20 protein-coding genes are annotated in these 21,016 nt (G+C 41.9%); 19 read left to right on the top strand and 1 reads right to left on the bottom strand.

From position 1 onward, the window contains the following. The 4 genes from SORDD16_RS06350 to SORDD16_RS06335 form a co-directional block, all read left to right on the top strand. Positions 1 to 272 (top strand): YhcH/YjgK/YiaL family protein (locus SORDD16_RS06350; protein WP_128973486.1); only part of this gene is annotated, 272 nt, incomplete at its 5' end. A 20-nt stretch (positions 273 to 292) separates the two neighbouring features. Next, positions 293 to 937 carry a YesL family protein gene (locus tag SORDD16_RS06345; RefSeq protein WP_061452776.1) on the top strand — a complete coding sequence of 215 codons (645 nt, stop codon included), beginning with the start codon at positions 293 to 295 and terminating at the stop codon, positions 935 to 937. Positions 938 to 1,107: 170 nt separating this feature from the next. Then, a complete protein-coding gene (locus SORDD16_RS06340; RefSeq protein WP_061452775.1) occupies positions 1,108 to 2,025 on the top strand; it encodes a dihydrodipicolinate synthase family protein in 918 nt (305 codons plus the stop codon). A gap of 17 nt (positions 2,026 to 2,042) precedes the next feature. Continuing rightward, on the top strand, positions 2,043 to 2,939 hold the full coding sequence (locus tag SORDD16_RS06335; protein ID WP_061452774.1) for an ROK family protein: 897 nt from the start codon (positions 2,043 to 2,045) through the stop codon (positions 2,937 to 2,939). 162 nt (positions 2,940 to 3,101) lie between these two features. On the opposite strand, the gene SORDD16_RS06325 is transcribed toward SORDD16_RS06335, so the two are convergent. Then, positions 3,102 to 3,953: a MurR/RpiR family transcriptional regulator gene (locus SORDD16_RS06325; protein ID WP_061452773.1), complete on the bottom strand. Its 852-nt coding sequence runs from the start codon at positions 3,951 to 3,953 to the stop codon at positions 3,102 to 3,104. Positions 3,954 to 4,213: 260 nt separating this feature from the next. Between SORDD16_RS06325 and pbp2b the strand changes: the two genes are divergently transcribed. The 15 genes from pbp2b to SORDD16_RS06245 all read left to right on the top strand — a co-directional run bounded on the left by pbp2b (position 4,214) and on the right by SORDD16_RS06245 (position 20,813). Beyond that, entirely contained in the window at positions 4,214 to 6,256 is a 2,043-nt protein-coding gene (gene pbp2b / locus SORDD16_RS06320; RefSeq protein WP_061452772.1) for a penicillin-binding protein PBP2B, read from the top strand. 10 nt (positions 6,257 to 6,266) lie between these two features. Further along, on the top strand, positions 6,267 to 6,863 hold the full coding sequence (gene recR, locus SORDD16_RS06315; protein WP_061452771.1) for a recombination mediator RecR: 597 nt from the start codon (positions 6,267 to 6,269) through the stop codon (positions 6,861 to 6,863). 175 nt (positions 6,864 to 7,038) lie between these two features. Continuing rightward, positions 7,039 to 8,082 carry a D-alanine--D-alanine ligase gene (locus tag SORDD16_RS06310; protein ID WP_061452770.1) on the top strand — a complete coding sequence of 348 codons (1,044 nt, stop codon included), beginning with the start codon at positions 7,039 to 7,041 and terminating at the stop codon, positions 8,080 to 8,082. Between the two features lie 84 nt (positions 8,083 to 8,166). Beyond that, positions 8,167 to 9,540, top strand: a complete 1,374-nt coding sequence (locus SORDD16_RS06305; RefSeq protein WP_061452769.1) for a UDP-N-acetylmuramoyl-tripeptide--D-alanyl-D-alanine ligase — start codon at positions 8,167 to 8,169, stop codon at positions 9,538 to 9,540. Continuing rightward, complete coding sequence (locus SORDD16_RS06300) at positions 9,527 to 10,138, top strand: NUDIX hydrolase N-terminal domain-containing protein (RefSeq protein ID WP_061452768.1); 612 nt, start codon at positions 9,527 to 9,529, stop codon at positions 10,136 to 10,138. The genes SORDD16_RS06305 and SORDD16_RS06300 overlap by 14 nt, the downstream gene beginning before the upstream one ends. A gap of 194 nt (positions 10,139 to 10,332) precedes the next feature. Beyond that, complete coding sequence (locus SORDD16_RS06295) at positions 10,333 to 11,037, top strand: YwaF family protein (protein WP_061452767.1); 705 nt, start codon at positions 10,333 to 10,335, stop codon at positions 11,035 to 11,037. Between the two features lie 235 nt (positions 11,038 to 11,272). Next, positions 11,273 to 12,649 carry a cell division protein FtsA gene (gene ftsA, locus SORDD16_RS06290; protein WP_061452766.1) on the top strand — a complete coding sequence of 459 codons (1,377 nt, stop codon included), beginning with the start codon at positions 11,273 to 11,275 and terminating at the stop codon, positions 12,647 to 12,649. Positions 12,650 to 12,665: 16 nt separating this feature from the next. Then, positions 12,666 to 13,922 (top strand): cell division protein FtsZ, encoded by a 1,257-nt coding sequence (ftsZ, locus tag SORDD16_RS06285; protein ID WP_061452765.1) that lies wholly within the window; start codon positions 12,666 to 12,668, stop codon positions 13,920 to 13,922. Further along, complete coding sequence (locus tag SORDD16_RS06280; RefSeq protein ID WP_061452764.1) at positions 13,922 to 14,596, top strand: YggS family pyridoxal phosphate-dependent enzyme; 675 nt, start codon at positions 13,922 to 13,924, stop codon at positions 14,594 to 14,596. Before ftsZ ends, SORDD16_RS06280 begins: the two co-directional genes overlap by 1 nt. A gap of 9 nt (positions 14,597 to 14,605) precedes the next feature. Beyond that, entirely contained in the window at positions 14,606 to 15,139 is a 534-nt protein-coding gene (locus SORDD16_RS06275; protein ID WP_061452763.1) for a cell division protein SepF, read from the top strand. Continuing rightward, positions 15,139 to 15,402, top strand: coding sequence for a YggT family protein (locus SORDD16_RS06270; protein WP_061452762.1), 264 nt, complete (start codon positions 15,139 to 15,141; stop codon positions 15,400 to 15,402). Before SORDD16_RS06275 ends, SORDD16_RS06270 begins: the two co-directional genes overlap by 1 nt. Then, entirely contained in the window at positions 15,399 to 16,187 is a 789-nt protein-coding gene (locus SORDD16_RS06265) for a YlmH family RNA-binding protein (protein ID WP_061452761.1), read from the top strand. The genes SORDD16_RS06270 and SORDD16_RS06265 overlap by 4 nt, the downstream gene beginning before the upstream one ends. An 8-nt stretch (positions 16,188 to 16,195) precedes the next feature. Beyond that, positions 16,196 to 17,059 carry a DivIVA domain-containing protein gene (locus tag SORDD16_RS06260; protein WP_061452760.1) on the top strand — a complete coding sequence of 288 codons (864 nt, stop codon included), beginning with the start codon at positions 16,196 to 16,198 and terminating at the stop codon, positions 17,057 to 17,059. 252 nt (positions 17,060 to 17,311) lie between these two features. After that, complete coding sequence (ileS, locus tag SORDD16_RS06250; protein ID WP_061452759.1) at positions 17,312 to 20,104, top strand: isoleucine--tRNA ligase; 2,793 nt, start codon at positions 17,312 to 17,314, stop codon at positions 20,102 to 20,104. A gap of 328 nt (positions 20,105 to 20,432) precedes the next feature. Next, positions 20,433 to 20,813, top strand: a complete 381-nt coding sequence (locus tag SORDD16_RS06245; protein ID WP_000856380.1) for a hypothetical protein — start codon at positions 20,433 to 20,435, stop codon at positions 20,811 to 20,813. The last annotated feature ends 203 nt before the right edge of the window (positions 20,814 to 21,016 follow it).

Here is a 21,016-nt window from a genome sequence, read left to right as displayed (position 1 = left end):
TGATCAATTTGCACCATAAGAACTATGCAGACTTGCATTTGCTGGTAGAAGGACATGAATATTCGAGCTACGGTTCACGTATCAAAGACGAGGCGGTAGCATTCGACGAAGCGAGTGACATTGGTTTTGTCCATTGTCATGAAAAATACCCACTCTTGTTGGGTCATCACAATTTTGCGATTTTCTTCCCAGGAGAACCACACCAGCCAAATGGCTACGCAGGGATGGAAGAAAAAGTTCGCAAATATCTCTTTAAAATTTTAATTGATTAAAGGAATCAGGAGGAGCAAACATGGCACAAAAAGGAGTAAGCCTTATCAAGGCAGCATTTGATACAGATAATTTTCTCATGCGTTTCAGTGAGAAGGTCTTGGATATCGTGACAGTCAATCTTCTTTTTGTTGTCTCTTGTTTACCCATTGTGACGATTGGAGTGGCGAAAATCAGCCTCTATGAAACCATGTTTGAGATTAAGAGAAGCAGACGGGTGCCAGTCTTTAGAACTTATCTAAGAGCTTTCAAGCAAAATCTGAAACTGGGTTTCCAGTTAGGTTTGCTAGAGTTGGGCATTGTGTCATTAAGCCTTCTAGACCTCTATCTCTTCTGGGGACAGACAGCTTTGCCTTTCCAGATTGTCAAGGCTATTTGTTTGGGGATTCTCATCTTCCTCACTCTCATGATGCTGGCTAGTTATCCCATTGCTGCGCGCTATGATTTGTCATGGAAAGAAGTGTTGCAAAAAGGGCTTATCTTGGCAAGTTTTAACTTTCCATGGTTCTTCCTCATGTTAGCCATTCTCTTTCTTATTGTGATGATTCTTTATCTATCCGCCTTCACGCTCCTTTTGGGTGGATCAGCCTTTATCCTCTTTGGCTTTGGTTTGCTGGTCTTTCTCCAAGCAGGATTGATGGAGAAAATCTTCGCCAAATACCAGTAGGATGAGGTGTTTCTGAAACTACTTTCAATCGTTACAGTTTCTAAAATACAAGTAGAAACTAAAATCTAAGTATATACAAGATATTGAAAGCGATTTTCACAAGGTGTATACTAAATTTGTAAAAAATAGAACTGCTCTCAGCAGAAAAAAGAAATCTTAGGAGAAAATCTATGTCAGATTTGAAAAAATACGAAGGTGTAATTCCAGCCTTCTACGCATGTTATGATGATCAAGGAGAAGTCAGTCCAGAGCGTACGCGTGCCTTGGTCCAATACTTCATTGATAAGGGTGTTCAAGGTCTCTATGTCAATGGTTCTTCTGGTGAATGTATCTACCAAAGTGTGGCAGACCGCAAATTGATTTTGGAAGAAGTCATGGCAGTTGCCAAAGGGAAATTGACCATCATCGCTCACGTAGCTTGCAACAATACCAAAGACAGTATGGAACTTGCTCGCCACGCAGAAAGCTTGGGTGTAGATGCCATTGCAACGATTCCGCCGATTTACTTCCGATTGCCAGAATACTCAGTTGCTAAATACTGGAACGATATCAGTTCTGCAGCTCCAAACACAGATTACGTTATCTACAACATTCCTCAGTTGGCAGGTGTTGCTTTGACTCCAAGCCTCTACACAGAAATGTTGAAGAATCCACGTGTTATCGGTGTTAAAAACTCTTCTATGCCAGTTCAAGATATCCAAACCTTTGTCAGCCTTGGTGGAGAAGACCACATTGTCTTTAACGGTCCAGATGAACAATTCCTAGGTGGTCGCCTCATGGGTGCTAAAGCTGGTATCGGTGGTACTTATGGTGCGATGCCAGAACTCTTCTTGAAACTCAATCAGTTGATTGCTGAGAAAGACTTGGAAACAGCGCGTGAATTGCAGTATGCTATCAATGCAATCATTGGCAAACTCGTCTCTGCACATGGAAATATGTACGGGGTCATCAAGGAAGTCTTGAAGATCAATGAAGGCTTGAACATTGGATCAGTTCGTTCACCATTGACACCAGTGACCGAAGAAGATCGTCCAGTTGTAGAAGCAGCTGCAGCCTTGATTCGTGAAACCAAGGAGCGCTTCCTCTAATCCATAAGGAGGTATTTATGACACACTATGTTGCAATTGATATCGGTGGAACCAACATCAAATATGGTTTGATTGACCAAGAAGGCCAGCTTGTTGAATCGCATGAAATGCCAACAGAGGCGCATAAGGGCGGCCCTCATATCTTACAAAAGACCAAAGATATCGTAGCCAGCTATTTAGAAAAAGGCCCAGTAGCAGGTGTTGCCATTTCTTCTGCAGGAATGGTGGATCCTGATAAGGGTGAGATTTTCTACGCTGGTCCGCAAATCCCTAACTATGCAGGAACCCAGTTCAAGAAGGAAATCGAGACGAGTTTTGCGATTCCTTGTGAGATTGAAAATGATGTCAACTGTGCAGGTCTGGCTGAGGCAGTATCTGGTTCAGGCAAGGGAGCGAGTGTCACACTATGCTTGACCATTGGAACCGGTATCGGTGGCTGCTTGATTATGGATGGAAAAGTCTTCCATGGATTTAGCAATTCAGCCTGCGAAGTCGGTTATATGCATATGCAGGATGGAGCTTTTCAGGATCTTGCTTCTACGACAGCCTTGGTGGAGTATGTAGCAACAGCTCATGGTGACTCAGTTGATCAGTGGAATGGCCGACGCATTTTCAAGGAAGCTACTGAAGGCAACAAGATTTGCATGGCTGGTATTGACCGCATGGTAGATTACCTTGGAAAAGGTCTGGCAAATATTTGCTACGTTGCCAATCCAGAAGTGGTCATTCTTGGTGGTGGCATCATGGGGCAAGAGGCTATTCTCAAACCAAAGATTCGCACGGCCTTGAAGGCGGCCTTGGTACCAAGCCTAGCTGAAAAAACACGATTGGAATTTGCCCATCACCAAAATACAGCAGGGATGTTGGGAGCCTATTATCATTTTATACTCAATGAAAATCAAAGAGCAAAGTAGGAAGCTAACCGTAGGTAGCTCAAAGCACAGCTTTGAGGTTGCAGATAAGACTGACGAAGTTAGCTCAAAACACTGTTTTGAGGTGGTGGATAGAACTGACGTGGTTTGAAGAGATTTTCGAAGAGTATTAAAACAAAACAATCCTAGTTTGGTTGAGCCAAACTAGGATTTTCTAACGCGTTTTTGTCTACGATAGCCGTTGAGCTTTTTATTTTCCCAATAGCTGTTAAAGATTTTTTCCTTGCTCTCGCGATTGATTTCTAAAAAGTAGGCATAAATCAAATCCGTCAAAAAGAGCATAGGGAGTTGAGCGGAGATACGCTGGATATACGGGGTCTGACTATGGCTTGCAACAAGGACGGTTTCGGTATAAACCTGACTATTTTTGTTGGGGACACTGGTAAAGAGGACTGTTTTTGCCCCCATGTCCTTGGCATCCAGTAAACTATCTAGGACGGATTGGGTAGTGCCTGATAGGGAAAAACCAAATACTAAACAATCTTCATCCATGATGCTAGTCGTCCAAGCAAAGCCATCCCGATCGGTTAAAGCTTCACAGATAACCCCCAGACGCGTAAAGCGGAGCTTCATCTCACGGGCAATCAGTCCAGAACTCCCTGTTCCAAAAAAGTAAACACGTTCAGCCTCTTCGATTAACTGAGCGACTCGTTCTAGCTGTACTTCGTCAATCAAATCCTGCGTTTGTTCTCGCATGATACTGTAGCTTCGCAAAACACGTTTGGTCAAAGGACTGTGTTTGTGCGAATGAGTATCCGGTTTACTAGCCTGATGCTGGTATTGGAAGACGAATTCTCGGTAACCTGTAAAACCACACTTTTTGGCAAAGCGGGTCAGGGCAGCTTGGGAGATGTGAAGTTTTTGGGTCACCCGCTGAGAAGAAAGATCATCTTGGATCGTTTCAGCTTGTAAAAAATAGTGAGCAATTTCTTGTTCCAGCTCTGTTAGTTTTTCAAAATGAAGGTCAATGATGCTTGCGATGTCTGCCTTGTTCATGTTTTCATAACTCCTTTGGCTCGGGGCCTAAATCACTACCAATTTTTGTAATCGTTATCAATATTATATCATAGAAGAAAGAGTTAGCTAAATAAAAAGGTAGATTTCAGTAAAAGTCAAAAAATGCTTCGACTTTTCCAAGAGTTTCTCCGTAAAATATGGTACAATGAAAAGTACTGAACTTCATCTATTCACTCTACTATTTTAGGCAGAAATGAATGAGAAAATCGGAAATTTTTCTAGAAAAGAGTCTTAGTTGTATGAGAAAATTTAATAGCCATTCGATTCCGATTCGGCTTAATTTATTATTTGCAATCGTTATCCTGCTGTTTATGGCCATTATTGGTCGACTCTTATACATGCAGGTGCTGAATAAAGATTTCTATGAAGCAAAATTGGCTTCAGCCAGCCAGACGAGGGTGACAACCAGCTCAGCTCGTGGGCAGATCTACGATGCAACAGGGAAACCCTTGGTGGAAAATACTCTCAAACAGGTCGTATCTTTTACAAGAAGCAATAAGATGACGGCTGCAGAGTTAAAGGAGACGGCTAAGAAACTTCTCACATATGTGAATGTAAGCTCACCAGATCTGACAGATCGACAGATTGCGGATTATTATCTGGCTGATCAGGACGTTTACAAAAAGACCGTTGAGTCCTTGCCAAGTGAAAAACGTCTCGATTCAGATGGGAACCGCTTATCTGAAGCGACTCTCTACAATAATGCGGTTGAAAGTATTGACGTGAGTCAGCTTAACTATACAGATGATCAGAAAAAGGAAATCTATTTGTTTAGTCAGCTGAACGCTGTTGGAAATTTCGCGACGGGTACCATTTCAACAGATGCTTTAGATGATACTCAAGTTGCTCTTGTAGCTTCTGCATCCAAGGAATTACCGGGCATCAGCATTTCAACCTCATGGGACCGAAAAGTACTGGACACTTCTCTATCGTCTATCGTCGGTAGCGTTTCAAGTGAAAAGTCAGGTCTTCCAGCTGAGGAAGTTGACGCTTATCTCAAGAAAGGCTACTCTCTCAATGACCGAGTGGGAACTTCTTATCTTGAAAAGCAATATGAAGATGTCCTCCAAGGCAAACGCTCCGTCAAAGAAGTGCATCTCGACAAACATGGAAATATGGAAAGTGTGGAAAATGTCGAGGAAGGAAGCAAAGGAAACAATATCAAACTAACGATTGACCTAGCTTTCCAGAATGGTGTGGATGAATTGCTTAAAAGTTACTTCAATTCTGAATTGAGTAATGGTGGTGCCAGATACTCTGAAGGAGTCTATGCTGTGGCTCTTGACCCTAAAACAGGAGCAGTTCTTGCCATGTCTGGGATCAAGCATGATGTCGAGTCAGGAACCTTGACCCAAGATTCGCTCGGAACGGTAACCAATGTCTTTGTTCCAGGGTCTGTCGTTAAGGCAGCAACGATTAGTTCGGGTTGGGAAAATGGCGTCTTGTCCGGCAATCAAACATTGACAGATCAACCTATCGTTTTCCAAGGTTCATCTCCAATCAATTCATGGTACACACTGTCATATGGCTCCTTCCCTATCACAGCAGTTGAAGCCTTGGAATATTCTTCTAACACCTACATGGTTCAAACAGCGCTAGGCATCATGGGTCAAACCTACACCCCCGGCATGACAGTTGCAACGGATCAATTGGAAACCGCTATGGGGAAAATGCGTTCAACCTTTGGTGAATATGGTCTAGGCTCTTCTACAGGGATTGATCTCCCAGATGAATCCACAGGCTTTTCACCGAAAGAATTTGATTTAGCTAACTATATCAACAATGCCTTTGGTCAGTTTGATAACTACACCCCCATGCAACTAGCCCAGTATGTCGCAACGATTGCAAACAAGGGTGTACGATTGGCTCCTCATATCGTTGAAGGAGTTTATGGAAACAATGATCAAGGTGGCCTAGGGAGCTTGGTTCAGGAAACAGCTAGCAAGGAAATGAATAAAATCAATATTTCTGAATCTGATATGGATATTTTACAACAAGGATTTTATCAAGTAGCGCATGGAACCAGTGCTTTGACAACGGGTCGTGCCTTTTCAAACGGTGCAGCTGTGTCCATCAGCGGAAAAACTGGTACAGCCGAAAGCTATGTTAATGGTGGTCAAAAAGCCAATAACACTAACGCAGTCGCCTATGCTCCATCAGACAATCCCCAAATCGCTGTTGCAGTTGTCTTTCCTCATAACACCAACCTGACAAACGGTGTCGGACCTTCAATTGCACGCGATATCATCAATCTTTATAACCGACACCATCCAATGAATTAGAAAGGAATCTATGCTTTATCCAACACCCATTGCCAAGCTGATTGATAGCTATTCAAAGTTACCAGGTATCGGAATCAAAACGGCTACCCGCCTAGCCTTCTATACCATTGGAATGTCTGATGACGATGTCAATGAATTTGCCAAAAATCTCCTGTCTGCTAAGCGGGAATTGACCTATTGTTCCATCTGTGGTCGCTTGACCGATGATGACCCTTGCTCGATCTGTACAGATCCGACTCGAGACCAGACAATGATCTTGGTGTTAGAGGATAGTCGCGATGTGGCTGCTATGGAGAACATCCAAGAATACCACGGACTCTATCACGTCTTGCACGGCCTCATTTCCCCTATGAATGGTATCAGTCCAGACGATATCAATCTCAAGAGTCTCATGACCCGTCTCATGGATAGTGAGGTTTCAGAGGTGATCGTGGCGACCAATGCGACGGCTGATGGGGAAGCGACATCTATGTATCTCTCTCGTCTCCTCAAGCCAGCTGGTATCAAGGTCACTCGTCTAGCACGAGGTTTAGCTGTGGGAGCAGATATCGAGTATGCGGATGAGGTCACACTCTTACGAGCTATTGAAAATCGGACAGAGTTGTAAATTTGGATAAATTTACGAACTTCAATTCATATAGTTAAAAACCAAGGAGACCGACTGTTGTTTTATCGGTCTCTTTTTAGATTTCTTGACTACCAGTACCATGTTCAAGTTTCAAAAAAGAAGCAAATATGATATACTAAAGAACGAGTATTCTATTAGAATTAGGACAAGCAATATGAAACAAACAATTATTCTTTTATATGGTGGGCGTAGTGCAGAGCGTGAAGTCTCTGTCCTTTCAGCTGAGAGTGTCATGCGTGCGGTCAACTACGACCGTTTCACAGTCAAGACTTTCTTTATCAGCCAGTCGGGTGACTTTATCAAAACGCAAGAATTTAGCCAGACTCCAGGCCAAGAGGACCGTCTCATGACCAATGAAACCATTGATTGGGACAAGAAAATAGCGCCAAGTGCCATCTACGAAGAAGGTGCAGTGGTCTTTCCAGTTCTTCACGGTCCGATGGGAGAAGATGGCTCTGTTCAAGGATTCCTTGAAGTTTTGAAAATGCCTTACGTTGGCTGCAATATCTTGTCATCAAGTCTTGCCATGGACAAAATCACGACCAAGCGTGTCCTAGAATCTGTCGGGATCGCTCAAGTTCCTTATGTGGGCATCGTCGAAGGTGATGATGTGGCTGCTAAAATCGCTGAAGTTGAAGAAAAATTGACTTATCCAGTCTTCACGAAGCCATCAAACATGGGTTCAAGTGTCGGTATTTCTAAGTCTGAAAATCAAGAAGAACTCCGTCAAGCCTTGGAACTCGCCTTCCAATATGACAGCCGTGTCTTGGTAGAGCAAGGGGTGAATGCTCGTGAAATCGAGGTTGGTCTCTTGGGCAACTACGATGTTAAGAGCACGCTTCCTGGTGAAGTGGTCAAGGATGTTGCCTTTTATGACTACGATGCCAAATATATCGATAACAAGATTACCATGGACATCCCAGCCAAGATTAGTGATGATGTGGTAGCTGTCATGCGTCATAATGCAGAAACAGCCTTCCGTGCGATTGGCGGACTAGGTCTATCTCGTTGCGATTTCTTCTATACAGATAAGGGAGAGATTTTCCTAAACGAGCTTAATACCATGCCAGGTTTCACCCAGTGGTCTATGTACCCACTACTTTGGGACAATATGGGAATCAGCTACCCAGACCTAATCGAGCGTTTGGTTGACCTTGCTAAGGAGAGCTTTAACAAGCACGAAGCGCATTTGCTATAAAGATGGAAGAGAGGGGTAGAAGCCAGAATCGTCACTGTAGGTGATTAGAGTTCTCGGACTTCAACCCTTTTTAAAGGAGTAGAAATGAAACTAACAATCCATGAAGTCGCCCAAGCTGTTGGAGCTAAAAATGATGTCAGTCTTTTTGCGGACGTTCAGTTAGAAAAAGCTGAGTTTGACAGTCGTTTGATTGGGACGGGAGATTTGTTTGTGCCCCTCAAAGGTGCGCGTGATGGTCATGACTTTATCAAAACAGCTTTTGAAAATGGTGCAGCAGTAACCTTGTCTGAGAAAGAGGTTGCAAATCATCCCTACATCCTAGTAGACGACGTGTTGTCTGCCTTTCAAACCCTAGCTGCCTACTATCTTGAAAAAACGGCAGTTGATGTCTTTGCGGTCACAGGTTCAAATGGCAAGACAACGACCAAGGATATGCTGGCGCATTTACTGTCAACAACCTACAAAACCTACAAAACACAAGGCAACTACAATAACGAGATTGGCCTCCCCTACACGGTTCTTCATATGCCTGAGGGGACAGAAAAGTTGGTATTGGAGATGGGGCAGGATCACTTGGGAGATATTCATCTCTTGTCTGAATTGGCTCATCCCAAAACAGCCATTGTGACCTTGGTTGGAGAAGCTCATTTGGCCTTTTTCAAAGACCGTTCGGAAATCGCTAAAGGGAAAATGCAAATTGCTGATGGTATGGCACCAGGTTCCTTGCTCTTGGTACCAGCTGATCCGATCGTAGAGGACTACTTGCCTACAGATAAAAAAGTGGTCCGTTTTGGGCAAGGGGCAGAATTGGAAATCACAGACTTGATTGAGCGCAAGGATAGTCTGACCTTTAAGGCTAATTTCTTGGAACAAACCCTTGATTTGCCAGTGACTGGTAAGTACAATGCCACCAATGCTATGATAGCTTCTTATGTAGCCCTGCAAGAAGGAATTTCAGAGGAGCAAATTCGTCAGGCCTTCCAAAATCTTGAATTGACGCGTAACCGTACTGAGTGGAAGAAAGCTGCCAATGGAGCTGACATCCTGTCAGATGTTTACAATGCCAATCCAACTGCTATGAAGCTGATTTTAGAGACTTTCTCTGCCATTCCAGCCAACGAAGGAGGCAAGAAAATTGCTGTTCTAGCAGACATGAAGGAACTCGGTGACGAGTCTGTTCAGCTCCATAATCAGATGATTTTGAGCCTATCGCCAGATGTGCTGGATACCGTTATTTTCTATGGAGAAGACATTGCCGAATTAAGCCAGCTAGCTAGTCAAATGTTCCCAATCGGCCACGTTTACTACTTCAAAAAAACAGCTGACGAGGACCAATTTGAGGCTATGATGAAGCAAGTCAAGGAAAGCCTTGGTGCCAATGACCAAATCTTGCTCAAAGGCTCTAACTCCATGAATCTAGCCAAGTTGGTAGAAAGCTTAGAAAATGAATGCAAATGATTTTGCCAAGTATCTTCAAAGAATGCTAGCCATTACGGATACTGGATTAACCTTCACAAAAAATCCTTTTGACCGTGAGCGCTACGAGGACTTGCGTGCGATCTTATCTGATATTTTGAGAGAAACTACAGAACTAAAGCAAGAGGAAGTAACAGAGCTCCTGAGACCAACTTCCGCTTATGCGACTCCTCTGATGGACGTCCGTGCTTGGATTGTTGAGGATGAAAAAGTCTGTTTAGTTAGAGGAAAAGGAGAGGATAGTTGGGCTTTGCCAGGTGGATTTGGTGAAGTCGGTTATTCTCCAACAGAAAATATTCTCAAGGAAATTAAAGAGGAGACTGGCTTTGAAGCTAAAGTTGAAAGATTGCTAGCCGTTTTTGATACCAATCGTTTCCAACTACAGAGCAAACAATATGCAAAGTTTGTTTTTGAATGTAAGCTTCTCGATGGACAATTCCAAGAAAATCAAGAAATTGCTGACCTTCAATTTTTTGCCATTGACCAACTGCCAGCCTTGTCTGAAAAACGAATTACTAAGGAACAAATGGAGATTCTTTGGCAGGTTTATAAAGGACAAAGAGAGCAATATATTGATTAGGTTATGCTAGAGAAGTCGACAAATCAAAAAAGGGTATCTGCAAGGTGCATTTCTGCAATACAAATGATATAATAGGTTGCGAATTTAAGACGCAAGCATTCTAAGCATGGCATGGAATCAAGTTTTTCAAAAAAATTAAAAAGGTCGAGCAGAGACTTTTCTACTGCTCCGGCTAGATGAACGAGGAATAGAATATGAATTTGTGGGATAAATTATTTACCACACAGATATCAGAACCGCCCAAGTTTGAACTCCACTGGTATATTGGTTTGTTAAGTTTATTGGCTCTTACTTTCTATATTTCTTATCGTTACCGCGACAAGGTGGCTTACCAGCGCTTTATTCAGATCCTTCAGTCTCTTCAACTGATTGTTCTGTATAGCTGGTATTGGGGGAATCAAATGCCTCTATCAGAAAGTTTGCCCTTCTATCATTGCCGTATCGCCATGTTTGTTATGCTCTTGATCCCAGGAACATCCAAGTACAAACAATACTTTGCCCTTTTAGGAACCTTTGGAGCAACAGCAGCACTGGCTTACCCCCTCTTTGATCCCTACCCATTTCCACACGTGACCATTTTGTCCTTCATTATCGGACATGTTGCCCTTTTAGGAAATGCGCTTCTATACTTGTTTAGAAACTATGAGGCTTCCCTCCTCGATTTGAAAAATGTGACAGTGATTACATTTTCTCTAAATGCCTTGATAGGAGTTGTCAATTTGGTTGTAGGTGGGGACTATGGATTTTTAACGAAACCACCAATTGTTGGGAATCATGGTCCATTAGCAAATTACATCATCGTGTCCAGTGTATTGGTAGTAGCCATCAGTTTGACTGCAAAAGTACTAGAGGTCTTTTTGCAACAAAGAGCAGAAAAAATGATTCAAGAGAAAGCTTAAAAAGGCCTTCTCTTTTTTGATTAAATATGCAAAATATAGCTGTAAGGATATAAAAATAATGATTGCTCCTGAGAAAAATTATTTAAAAGACTTTTACAAAAAACCTAGAGGAAATTTATGAAAAACTAAGCACGATTGGATTTTTTGTGTTATAATATTTTGTGAATAGCTGTGTCTCGCCACAGTTATTGAAAATAGAAGTGAGAAACTTGGAAGACAGAGAGGACGCAATGTAATGACTAGAGATGGTTTTTTTACAGGCTTAGATATCGGAACTAGCTCCATCAAAGTGCTGGTTGCCGAACATAGAGATGGTGAAGTAAATGTAATTGGCGTTAGCAATGCCAAGAGTAAAGGTGTCAAAGACGGGATTATCGTTGATATTGAAGCAGCTGCTTCAGCAATCAAATCCGCAATTACGCAGGCAGAAGAGAAAGCTGGTATTTCTATTAAGTCTGTTAACGTCGGCCTTCCAGCAAACCTCCTGCAGGTTGAACCAACTCAAGGAATGATTCCTGTAACATCAGATACCAAAGAAATCACAGATCAAGATGTTGAAAATGTTGTCAAATCAGCTTTGACAAAGAGCATGACACCTGATCGTGAAGTGATTACTTTCATTCCTGAAGAGTTCATCGTAGATGGTTTCCAAGGGATTCGTGATCCTCGTGGCATGATGGGTGTGCGTTTGGAAATGCGTGGTTTGCTTTACACAGGACCTCGTACCATCCTTCATAATCTTCGCAAGACCGTGGAGCGTGTGGGAATCCATGTTGACAACGTCATCATCTCACCATTAGCGATTGTAAATTCAGTTCTCAACGAGGGAGAACGTGAGTTTGGCGCGACAGTGATTGATATGGGTGGTGGACAGACTACAGTTGCAACCATTCGCAATCAAGAATTGCAATTTACAAACATTTACCAAGAAGGTGGAGAATATGTCACTAAAGACATTTCCAAAGTCTTAAAGACTTCCCAAAAAATCGCTGAAAGTTTGAAACTCAACTATGGTGAAGCTTATGTTCCACTAGCAAGTAACGAGACTTTCCAAGTTGAAGTCATTGGTGAAGTAGAGCCCGTTGAAGTGACAGAAAGTTACTTGGCAGAAATTATATCAGCACGTATCAAACATATTTTCGATCAGATTAAACAGGAGTTAGACAGAAGACACTTGTTGGATCTACCAGGTGGTATCGTTCTGATCGGTGGAAATGCAATTTTGCCAGGAATTGTTGAATTAGCTCAAGAAGTATTTGGTGTTCGAGTAAAACTTTATGTACCAAATCAAGTTGGAATTCGCAACCCTGCATTTGCCCATGTGATCAGCTTGTCTGAGTTTGCGGGTAAATTGACTGAAGTGAATCTTCTGGCTCAAAAGGCAGTCAGAGGAGATGAATTCCTTCGCCAAAAACCAATTAATTTTGGTGTTTCAAATCAAAGTGTAACACCGATTATACAATCAACTCCAGTGCAACCAGCTACTGCAGCAACTGCAATCACACCTGACAGTGGCCTTGCTCCAAGAGACGAATTCCAAGAAAGTTCTCAAGATAAGCCGAAATTAACAGACCGTTTCCGTAGCTTAATCGGAAGCATGTTTGACGAATAAAAGAGGAAAAGAAATTATGACATTTTCATTTGATACAGCAGCTGCTCAAGGTGCAGTTATTAAAGTAATTGGTGTCGGTGGAGGCGGTGGTAATGCTATTAACCGCATGATCGACGAAGGTGTTTCGGGCGTAGAATTCATCGCAGCCAACACAGACGTACAAGCCTTAAGCAGTACAAAAGCTGAAACAGTTATCCAACTCGGACCAAAATTGACCCGTGGTTTGGGTGCTGGAGGTCGACCTGAGGTTGGTCGTAAGGCTGCTGAAGAAAGCGAAGAAGCATTGACAGCAGCGATCAGCGGTGCAGACATGGTCTTTATCACTGCTGGTATGGGTGGTGGATCTGGTACAGGAGCTGCCCCAGTGATAGCACGTATTGCTAAAGATTTAGGTGCCCTTACAGTAGGTGTTGTGACACGTCCTTTTGGATTTGAAGGAAGCAAACGTGGTCAGTACGCTGTAGAAGGAATCAACGAACTTCGTGAACATGTAGATACCCTATTGATTATTTCAAACAACAATTTGCTTGAAATTGTTGACAAGAAGACACCGCTTCTTGAGGCTCTTAGCGAAGCAGATAACGTCCTTCGCCAAGGTGTTCAAGGGATTACAGACTTGATTACCAACCCTGGATTGATCAACCTTGACTTTGCTGACGTGAAAACGGTTATGGCAAACAAAGGGAATGCCCTCATGGGTATCGGTATTGGTAGTGGGGAAGAGCGTGTCGTTGAAGCGGCTCGTAAAGCGATTTACTCACCACTTCTTGAAACAACCATTGACGGTGCTGAAGATGTCATTGTCAACGTTACTGGTGGTCTTGATTTGACCTTGATTGAAGCAGAAGAAGCTTCTGAAATCGTCAACCAAGCAGCTGGTCAAGGAGTAAACATTTGGCTTGGAACCTCTATTGACGAAAGCATGAAAGATGAAATCCGTGTAACAGTTGTAGCGACTGGTGTTCGTCAAGAACGTGTAGAAAAAGTTGTTGGTTCTTCAGTAAAACAAACGGCTCGTCGTGAAGCCTCAAGACAACTGCACCCTCAAAATTTTGATCGTCATTTTGACCTAGAAGATACAGCAGAATTACCAAAACAAAGCCAACGACGCTTTGAAACAAGTCAATCTTCTGCTTTTGGTGATTGGGACTTGCGTCGTGAATCAATCGTTCGTCAAACTGATTCAGTTGTATCACCTGTAGAACGCTTCGAAGCACCGACTTATCAGGACGAAGATGAGTTGGACACACCTCCATTCTTCAAGAATCGTTAATCAATGGATTTGAAAAAAATACAGAGTTCGTTTTTCAGCAGGTCGCTGAAGCTAGCCGAGAAGCCAATCGTGATCCAGCTTCTGTTTCAATTATTGCAGTGACGAAATATGTGGACGTAAAAACAGCGGAAGCCCTGCTTCCCCTGGGTGTTCATCATATTGGTGAAAATCGTGTTGATAAATTTTTAGAAAAATATCAGACTTTAAAAGAATTCCCTGTCACTTGGCATTTGATTGGAACGCTACAAAGACGGAAGGTCAGAGAAGTAATCCCTTTTGTGGATTACTTTCATGCTTTAGATTCCTTTAAATTGGCACAGGAGATTCAAAGGAGAACAGATCATGTTATCAAGTGTTTCCTACAGGTCAATATTTCAGGAGAAGAAAGCAAGCACGGTTTTTCAAAAGAGGAATTACTAGAACTTTTGCCAGACTTGGCTCAGCTAGATCAGATTGAGTATGTTGGTTTGATGACCATGGCTCCTTTTGAGGCAGATTCTGATGAATTGAAACAAATTTTCAAGAAAACTCAGGAACTGCAAGCAGAAATTAGGGAAAAACAAATTCCTAATATGCCGATGACAGAGTTGAGCATGGGCATGAGTCGTGACTATAAGGAAGCGATTCAATTTGGTTCGACCTTTGTTCGAATTGGCACAGCATTTTTTAAATAGGAGAGATCTATGTCTTTAAAAGATAGATTTGATAAATTTATAGATTATTTTACAGAAGATGGGGAAGAAACAACGACGACTTATCAACCTCAGGATGAACAGATGATTGCTTCATCGAGTTCAGCTTCTAAAGAACTGCCAGCGCAGTTTCAATCAACCACTTCAAAAGATGCAAACATCACTCGCTTACATGCTCGCCAACAAGAATTGGCTATGCAAAGTCATCGTACAGATGAAAAAGTGACGATTGATGTTCGTTATCCTAGAAAATATGAGGATGCAACAGAGATTGTGGATTTATTGGCTGGAAATGAAAGTATCTTGATTGACTTCCAGTACATGACAGAGGTTCAGGCTCGTCGTTGTCTAGACTATCTGGACGGTGCCCGTCATGTTTTGGCAGGTAATCTGAAAAAAGTTGCGAGTACAATGTATTTGTTGACACCAGTCAATGTGGTTGTGAATATTGAAGATATCAAGTTGCCTGATGATTCTCAAAGTACAGAATTTAGTTTTGATATTAAACGAAATAGAGCAAGATGATGATTTTTCTGATTCGTCTAATCCAAAATGCAGTGAATATCTATTCCCTGCTTTTGTTAATCTATGCACTCCTCTCTTGGTTTCCAAGTTCTTACGGCAGTTCACTAGAACGTTTACTGGAAAAGCTGATTAGACCGATTGTTGATCCACTTCGCCGTTTACCTTTACAATTTGGAGGTTTGGATTTATCCATTTGGCTAGCAATCCTAATCGTCCGTTTTTTGGGTGACAGCTTGATTCGTTTCTTGTTGATACTATCATGACAAATAAAGCGATTTACCAGCACTTTTCTCTTGATGATGCTCCCTTTATTGATAAGGGATTAGAGTGGATCAAGCGGGTGGAAGATACCTATACCCCTGTCCTCACAGCTTTTGTCACCCCATATCAGGAACATATATTGAGGATTTTGGCTAGTACTTATGGACTGGGTTGTATGAGTAGCGGTGACTATATCCATACAGAATTTGTCCGTGTTCTCCTGTATCCAGACTATTTCAGTCCGACACTGCCAGATTTTGAAATGGCATTGTTAGAGATCCATTATCCAAGTAGGTTTGAACAGCTAACACATGCAAAGATTTTGGGGACAATCATCAATCAACTAGGAATTGATCGTAAGCTCTTTGGTGATATCTTGGTAGATGAAAAGAGAGCACAGATTTTTGTCAATCGTGATTTTATCCCTCTGTTTCAGGATGGGATACAAAAGATTGCCAGACTACCTGTGTCGCTGGAGGAATGTCCTTTCACCGATAAAATCATATCTGAGATCAATTATCAAGAACAAGAGATTTTGATTTCCAGTTTTCGTTTGGATGCCCTCTTATCAAGTGCCTTGAAATTATCCAGAAAGCAGGCTAGTCAACTCATAGAGAAAAAATCTGTTCAGGTAAACTACCACCCCATTGAAAAATTAGATTATCTAGTAGCCGTAGGGGATTTGATTAGTGTGAGAAAGTTTGGTCGTCTGAAGATTGTCAAAGAAAATGGGCAAACTAAAAGGGATAAGATAAAACTGACTATCCAATTATTATTAAGTAAGTGAGGAAAAGTATGCCAATTACATCATTAGAAATTAAAGATAAAACCTTTTCTACGAAATTCAGAGGGTTTGATCCAGAAGAAGTAGATGAATTTCTTGATATTGTTGTTCGTGATTACGAGGACTTAGTTCGCAATAATCACGAAATGGAAAGGCACATTAAAAGTTTAGAAGAGCGCTTATCTTACTTTGATGAGATGAAGGATTCGTTGAGTCAGTCTGTTTTGATTGCTCAAGATACGGCTGAACGTGTAAAACAAGCTGCTCAAGACCGCTCAAACAACATTATTCAACAGGCTGAGCAAGATGCCCAGCGCCTCCTTGAAGAGGCAAAATACAAGGCTAATGAAATCCTACGTCAGGCAACAGATAATGCTAAGAAAGTAGCTGTTGAGACAGAGGAATTGAAAAACAAAAGCCGTGTATTTCATCAACGTCTCAAATCTACGATTGAGAGCCAGTTGGCAATTGTTGAATCTTCAGATTGGGAGGACATCCTACGTCCGACAGCTACCTATCTCCAAACAAGTGATGAAGCTTTCAAAGAAGTCGTAGGTGAGGTCTTGGGAGAAGCAGTCCCTTCTCAACCAGAAGAAGAGCCGATTGATATGACACGTCAATTTTCACCTGAGGAAATGGCGGAGTTACAAGCACGGATTGAGGCAGGAAACAAGGAATTAGCTGAGTTTGAAGCTCATCAAATCAACAATCAAGTAGAAAACCATGAGCTAGACATTGATACGGTTGTAGAAGAGATACAATCTCACTCAGTTATGCCACGACATGAGGAGTCAGAAATTGTGACAGACCATTTTTCAGTCTCTCCATCAACTACTGGACATGACGCGCAACAAGAATCCGTTACAATATTATAAGAAACAAATGTGAGAACACGATTTGATAAATAGATTTCCAGCGAGCGGGAGATGGTGTGAGTCCTGTAATCCCTGTCTATCAGATTATCCTCTCAGTGTATCAAGTCTGAAGTTAGTAAGATTTGACGTTCCCCACGTTACGGGAGTTGAGGGAAAAAGAACTTTCTTTTTCTGAATAAAGGTGGTACCACGATTTTCGTCCTTTTTAGCGATTCGTGGTTTTTAATTTGTCTATATAATAAAGGAGATATAATGAAACTCAAAGATACCCTAAATCTTGGAAAAACTGAATTTCCAATGCGTGCTGGACTTCCTACCAAAGAGCCACTTTGGCAAAAGGAATGGGAAGAAGCAAAACTTTACCAACGCCGTCAAGAATTGAACCAGGGGAAACCGCATTTCACCTTGCATGATGGTCCTCCATACGCGAACGGAAATATCCACGTTGGACACGCCATGAACAAGATTTCAAAAGATATCATTGTTCGTTCAAAATCCATGTCAGGTTTTTATGCGCCTTATATTCCAGGTTGGGATACACATGGTCTGCCAATCGAGCAAGTATTGGCAAAACAAGGCGTTAAACGTAAAGAAATGGACTTGGTTGAGTACTTGAAACTTTGCCGCGAGTACGCTCTTTCCCAAGTAGATAAACAACGCGAAGACTTTAAACGTTTGGGTGTCTCTGGTGACTGGGAAAACCCTTATGTGACCTTGACTCCTGATTATGAAGCAGCTCAAATCCGTGTCTTTGGTGAAATGGCTAAAAAAGGCTATATCTACCGTGGTGCTAAGCCAGTTTACTGGTCTTGGTCATCTGAGTCTGCCCTTGCTGAAGCGGAGATTGAATACCATGACTTGCTTTCCACATCTCTTTACTATGCCAACAAAGTAAAAGATGGCAAAGGTGTTCTAGATACAGATACCTATATTGTTGTCTGGACAACAACTCCATTTACCATCACAGCTTCTCGTGGTTTGACAGTTGGAGCAGATATTGACTACGTAGTCGTTCAACCTGCTGGCGAAGCTCGTAAGTTTGTAGTTGCTGCAGAATTGTTGACTAGTTTGTCTGAAAAATTTGGCTGGGCTGATGTGGAAGTGTTGGCTACATACCGTGGTGAGGAACTCAACCATATCGTGACAGCTCACCCATGGGATACGGCTGTAGATGAGTTGGTAATCCTTGGTGACCACGTTACGACTGACTCTGGTACTGGTATTGTCCATACGGCTCCAGGTTTTGGTGAGGACGACTACAATGTCGGTGTTGCCAATGGTCTTGAAGTTGCTGTAACAGTCAATGAACGCGGGATTATGATGGAAAATGCTGGTCCTGACTTTGCAGGTCAGTTCTATGACAAGGTGGTTCCAACTGTTATCGAAAAACTTGGTAATCTACTCCTTGCGCAAGAAGAAATCTCTCACTCATACCCATTTGACTGGCGTACGAAAAAACCAATCATCTGGCGTGCAGTGCCACAGTGGTTCGCCTCTGTATCTAAATTCCGCCAAGAAATCTTGGACGAAATTGAAAAAGTGAAATTCCATTCAGAATGGGGTAAAGTGCGCCTTTACAACATGATTCGTGACCGTGGCGACTGGGTTATCTCTCGTCAACGTGCTTGGGGAGTTCCACTTCCTATCTTCTATGCAGAAGACGGCACACCAATCATGACTGCTGAAACGATCGAGCACGTGGCTCAACTCTTTGAGGAACACGGTTCTATCATCTGGTGGGAACGTGATGCAAAGGATCTCTTGCCAGAAGGATTTATGCATCCAGGTTCACCAAATGGCGAGTTCAAAAAAGAAACAGACATCATGGACGTATGGTTTGACTCAGGTTCTTCATGGAATGGGGTTGTGGTAAATCGTCCAGAGTTGACTTACCCAGCAGATCTTTACCTAGAAGGTTCTGACCAATACCGTGGTTGGTTCAACTCTTCCCTCATTACATCTGTTGCCAACCATGGCGTAGCGCCATACAAACAAATCTTGTCACAAGGATTTGCCCTTGACGGTAAAGGCGAGAAGATGTCTAAATCTCTTGGAAATACCATTGCTCCAAGTGATGTTGAAAAACAATTTGGTGCGGAAATCTTGCGCCTCTGGGTAACAAGTGTTGACTCAAGTAACGACGTGCGGATCTCTATGGATATCTTGAGCCAAGTCTCTGAAACTTACCGTAAGATCCGTAATACTCTTCGTTTCTTGATTGCTAACACTTCTGACTTTAACCCAGATCAAGACGCAGTGGCTTACGATGCGCTTCGTTCTGTTGACAAGTACATGACCATTCGCTTTAACCAGCTTGTTAAGACCATTCGTGATGCTTACGCTGACTTTGAATTCTTGACAATCTACAAGGCCTTGGTCAACTTTATCAACGTTGACTTGTCAGCCTTCTACCTTGACTTCGCTAAAGACGTTGTTTACATCGAAGGTGCCAAATCACTCGAACGCCGTCAAATGCAGACTGTCTTCTATGACATTCTTGTCAAAATCACAAAACTCTTGACACCAATCCTTCCTCACACTGCAGAAGAAATCTGGTCATATCTTGAGTTTGAAGCTGAAGACTTTGTTCAATTGTCTGAATTACCAGAAGCGGAAACTTTTGCCAACCAAGAAGAAATCTTGGATACCTGGTCAGCCTTTATGGACTTCCGCGGACAAGCTCAAAAAGCCTTGGAAGAAGCTCGTAATGCAAAAGTAATCGGTAAATCCCTTGAAGCCCACTTGACTGTTTATCCTAATGAAGTCGTGAAAACTCTACTTGGAGCAGTGGACAGCAATGTAGCTCAACTTTTGATTGTGTCTGAATTGACTATCGCAGAAGGGCCAGCTCCAGAAGCTGCTGTTAGCTTTGAGGATGTTGCCTTTACAGTTGAACGTGCTGCAGGTGAAGTCTGTGACCGTTGCCGTCGTATCGACCCAACAACGGCAGAACGTAGCTACCATGCAGTCATCTGTGACCACTGTGCAAGCATCGTCGAAGAAAACTTTGCGGACGCAGTTGCAGAAGGATTTGAAGAAAAATAATTAGAAAGAGACTGAGAGAGGTCGCTAAAATCATAAAAACGCATACTATCAAAAGTTTCAAGTATCTTGATAGTATGCGTTTTATCATGGGACAATTTACCAGACTTTTTCCTCAAATGAGATTTTTCCTAGCCTTTCTGTGCAGATGGTTAACATAATCTAATATTCAGTTTTCTCATAATTTTATATTTCTACTAATTATAAAGAGACTATAGAACTTAAAATTATTTTTTGAAAATCAATATTTATTATAAAATTTTATAAGACTGTTTAATTTTTAGAGAAATTATGATAGAATAATACCTATAAAAATTTTAAGGAGATTATTATGAAAACAAATACACTTGCTCGTGTTAACGCTATTTTTGGTCTTATTTCAGGAATTGTATTGCTTTTAGCGCCAGTCATCATGTTTATGATGGCTGTTGGAGCTGCTGCAGCGACTGAAGACGCAGATGTAACACTTGGAACATTGACAGGGATTTCAATTATTTTGTTATTGGTTAAAATTGCTGTTTTGGTATTGGGAATTGTTGCTATTGTTTATTATAAAGATGATGAACGTGTTACGAATGCACCTTCTGTTTTGCTTATTGTAGGTGGCGCGGTCGGTTTGATTCCACTTTTGGGATGGGTAGGTGGAATTCTAACCATTATTGGTGGTTCACTCTACTTTGGAACATTGAAAAAATTTGTAATTGAAGAGTAGTAGTTTTTTAATTATTTAGGAGAGACTGCTTCATTTTCTGTTGAGAACAATTATGATAATATAATAAAGAGAAGGCTGAGAAGCTCTTCTCTTTTTCCTTGATTTTGACTAGCTTTTTTGTAAAAAATTGTGTAAAATAGAATAGATAAACGAGGGAGACCTCGAAAAATAAAAGGAGAATCCATCTAATGGTAAAATTGGTT

The sequence above is a fragment of the Streptococcus oralis genome, assembly GCF_001578945.1.
Lineage (GTDB): Bacteria > Bacillota > Bacilli > Lactobacillales > Streptococcaceae > Streptococcus > Streptococcus oralis_Q.
This window is presented reverse-complemented; position numbering and strand designations above follow the sequence as displayed.

Bases quoted from the DNA above. Each gene is read 5' to 3' on its own strand.
- SORDD16_RS06275 (WP_061452763.1), top strand. From the start codon at position 14,606: ATGTCTTTAAAAGATAGATTTGATAAATTTATAGATTATTTTACAGAA.
- ileS (WP_061452759.1), top strand. From the start codon at position 17,312: ATGAAACTCAAAGATACCCTAAATCTTGGAAAAACTGAATTTCCAATG.
- SORDD16_RS06335 (WP_061452774.1), top strand. From the start codon at position 2,043: ATGACACACTATGTTGCAATTGATATCGGTGGAACCAACATCAAATAT.
- SORDD16_RS06340 (WP_061452775.1), top strand. From the start codon at position 1,108: ATGTCAGATTTGAAAAAATACGAAGGTGTAATTCCAGCCTTCTACGCA.
- SORDD16_RS06270 (WP_061452762.1), top strand. From the start codon at position 15,139: ATGATTTTTCTGATTCGTCTAATCCAAAATGCAGTGAATATCTATTCC.
- SORDD16_RS06345 (WP_061452776.1), top strand. From the start codon at position 293: ATGGCACAAAAAGGAGTAAGCCTTATCAAGGCAGCATTTGATACAGAT.
- SORDD16_RS06300 (WP_061452768.1), top strand. From the start codon at position 9,527: ATGAATGCAAATGATTTTGCCAAGTATCTTCAAAGAATGCTAGCCATT.
- SORDD16_RS06295 (WP_061452767.1), top strand. From the start codon at position 10,333: ATGAATTTGTGGGATAAATTATTTACCACACAGATATCAGAACCGCCC.
- SORDD16_RS06260 (WP_061452760.1), top strand. From the start codon at position 16,196: ATGCCAATTACATCATTAGAAATTAAAGATAAAACCTTTTCTACGAAA.
- SORDD16_RS06305 (WP_061452769.1), top strand. From the start codon at position 8,167: ATGAAACTAACAATCCATGAAGTCGCCCAAGCTGTTGGAGCTAAAAAT.
- SORDD16_RS06310 (WP_061452770.1), top strand. From the start codon at position 7,039: ATGAAACAAACAATTATTCTTTTATATGGTGGGCGTAGTGCAGAGCGT.
- ftsA (WP_061452766.1), top strand. From the start codon at position 11,273: ATGACTAGAGATGGTTTTTTTACAGGCTTAGATATCGGAACTAGCTCC.
- SORDD16_RS06265 (WP_061452761.1), top strand. From the start codon at position 15,399: ATGACAAATAAAGCGATTTACCAGCACTTTTCTCTTGATGATGCTCCC.
- SORDD16_RS06245 (WP_000856380.1), top strand. From the start codon at position 20,433: ATGAAAACAAATACACTTGCTCGTGTTAACGCTATTTTTGGTCTTATT.
- pbp2b (WP_061452772.1), top strand. From the start codon at position 4,214: ATGAGAAAATTTAATAGCCATTCGATTCCGATTCGGCTTAATTTATTA.
- SORDD16_RS06325 (WP_061452773.1), bottom strand. From the start codon at position 3,953: ATGAACAAGGCAGACATCGCAAGCATCATTGACCTTCATTTTGAAAAA.
- recR (WP_061452771.1), top strand. From the start codon at position 6,267: ATGCTTTATCCAACACCCATTGCCAAGCTGATTGATAGCTATTCAAAG.
- ftsZ (WP_061452765.1), top strand. From the start codon at position 12,666: ATGACATTTTCATTTGATACAGCAGCTGCTCAAGGTGCAGTTATTAAA.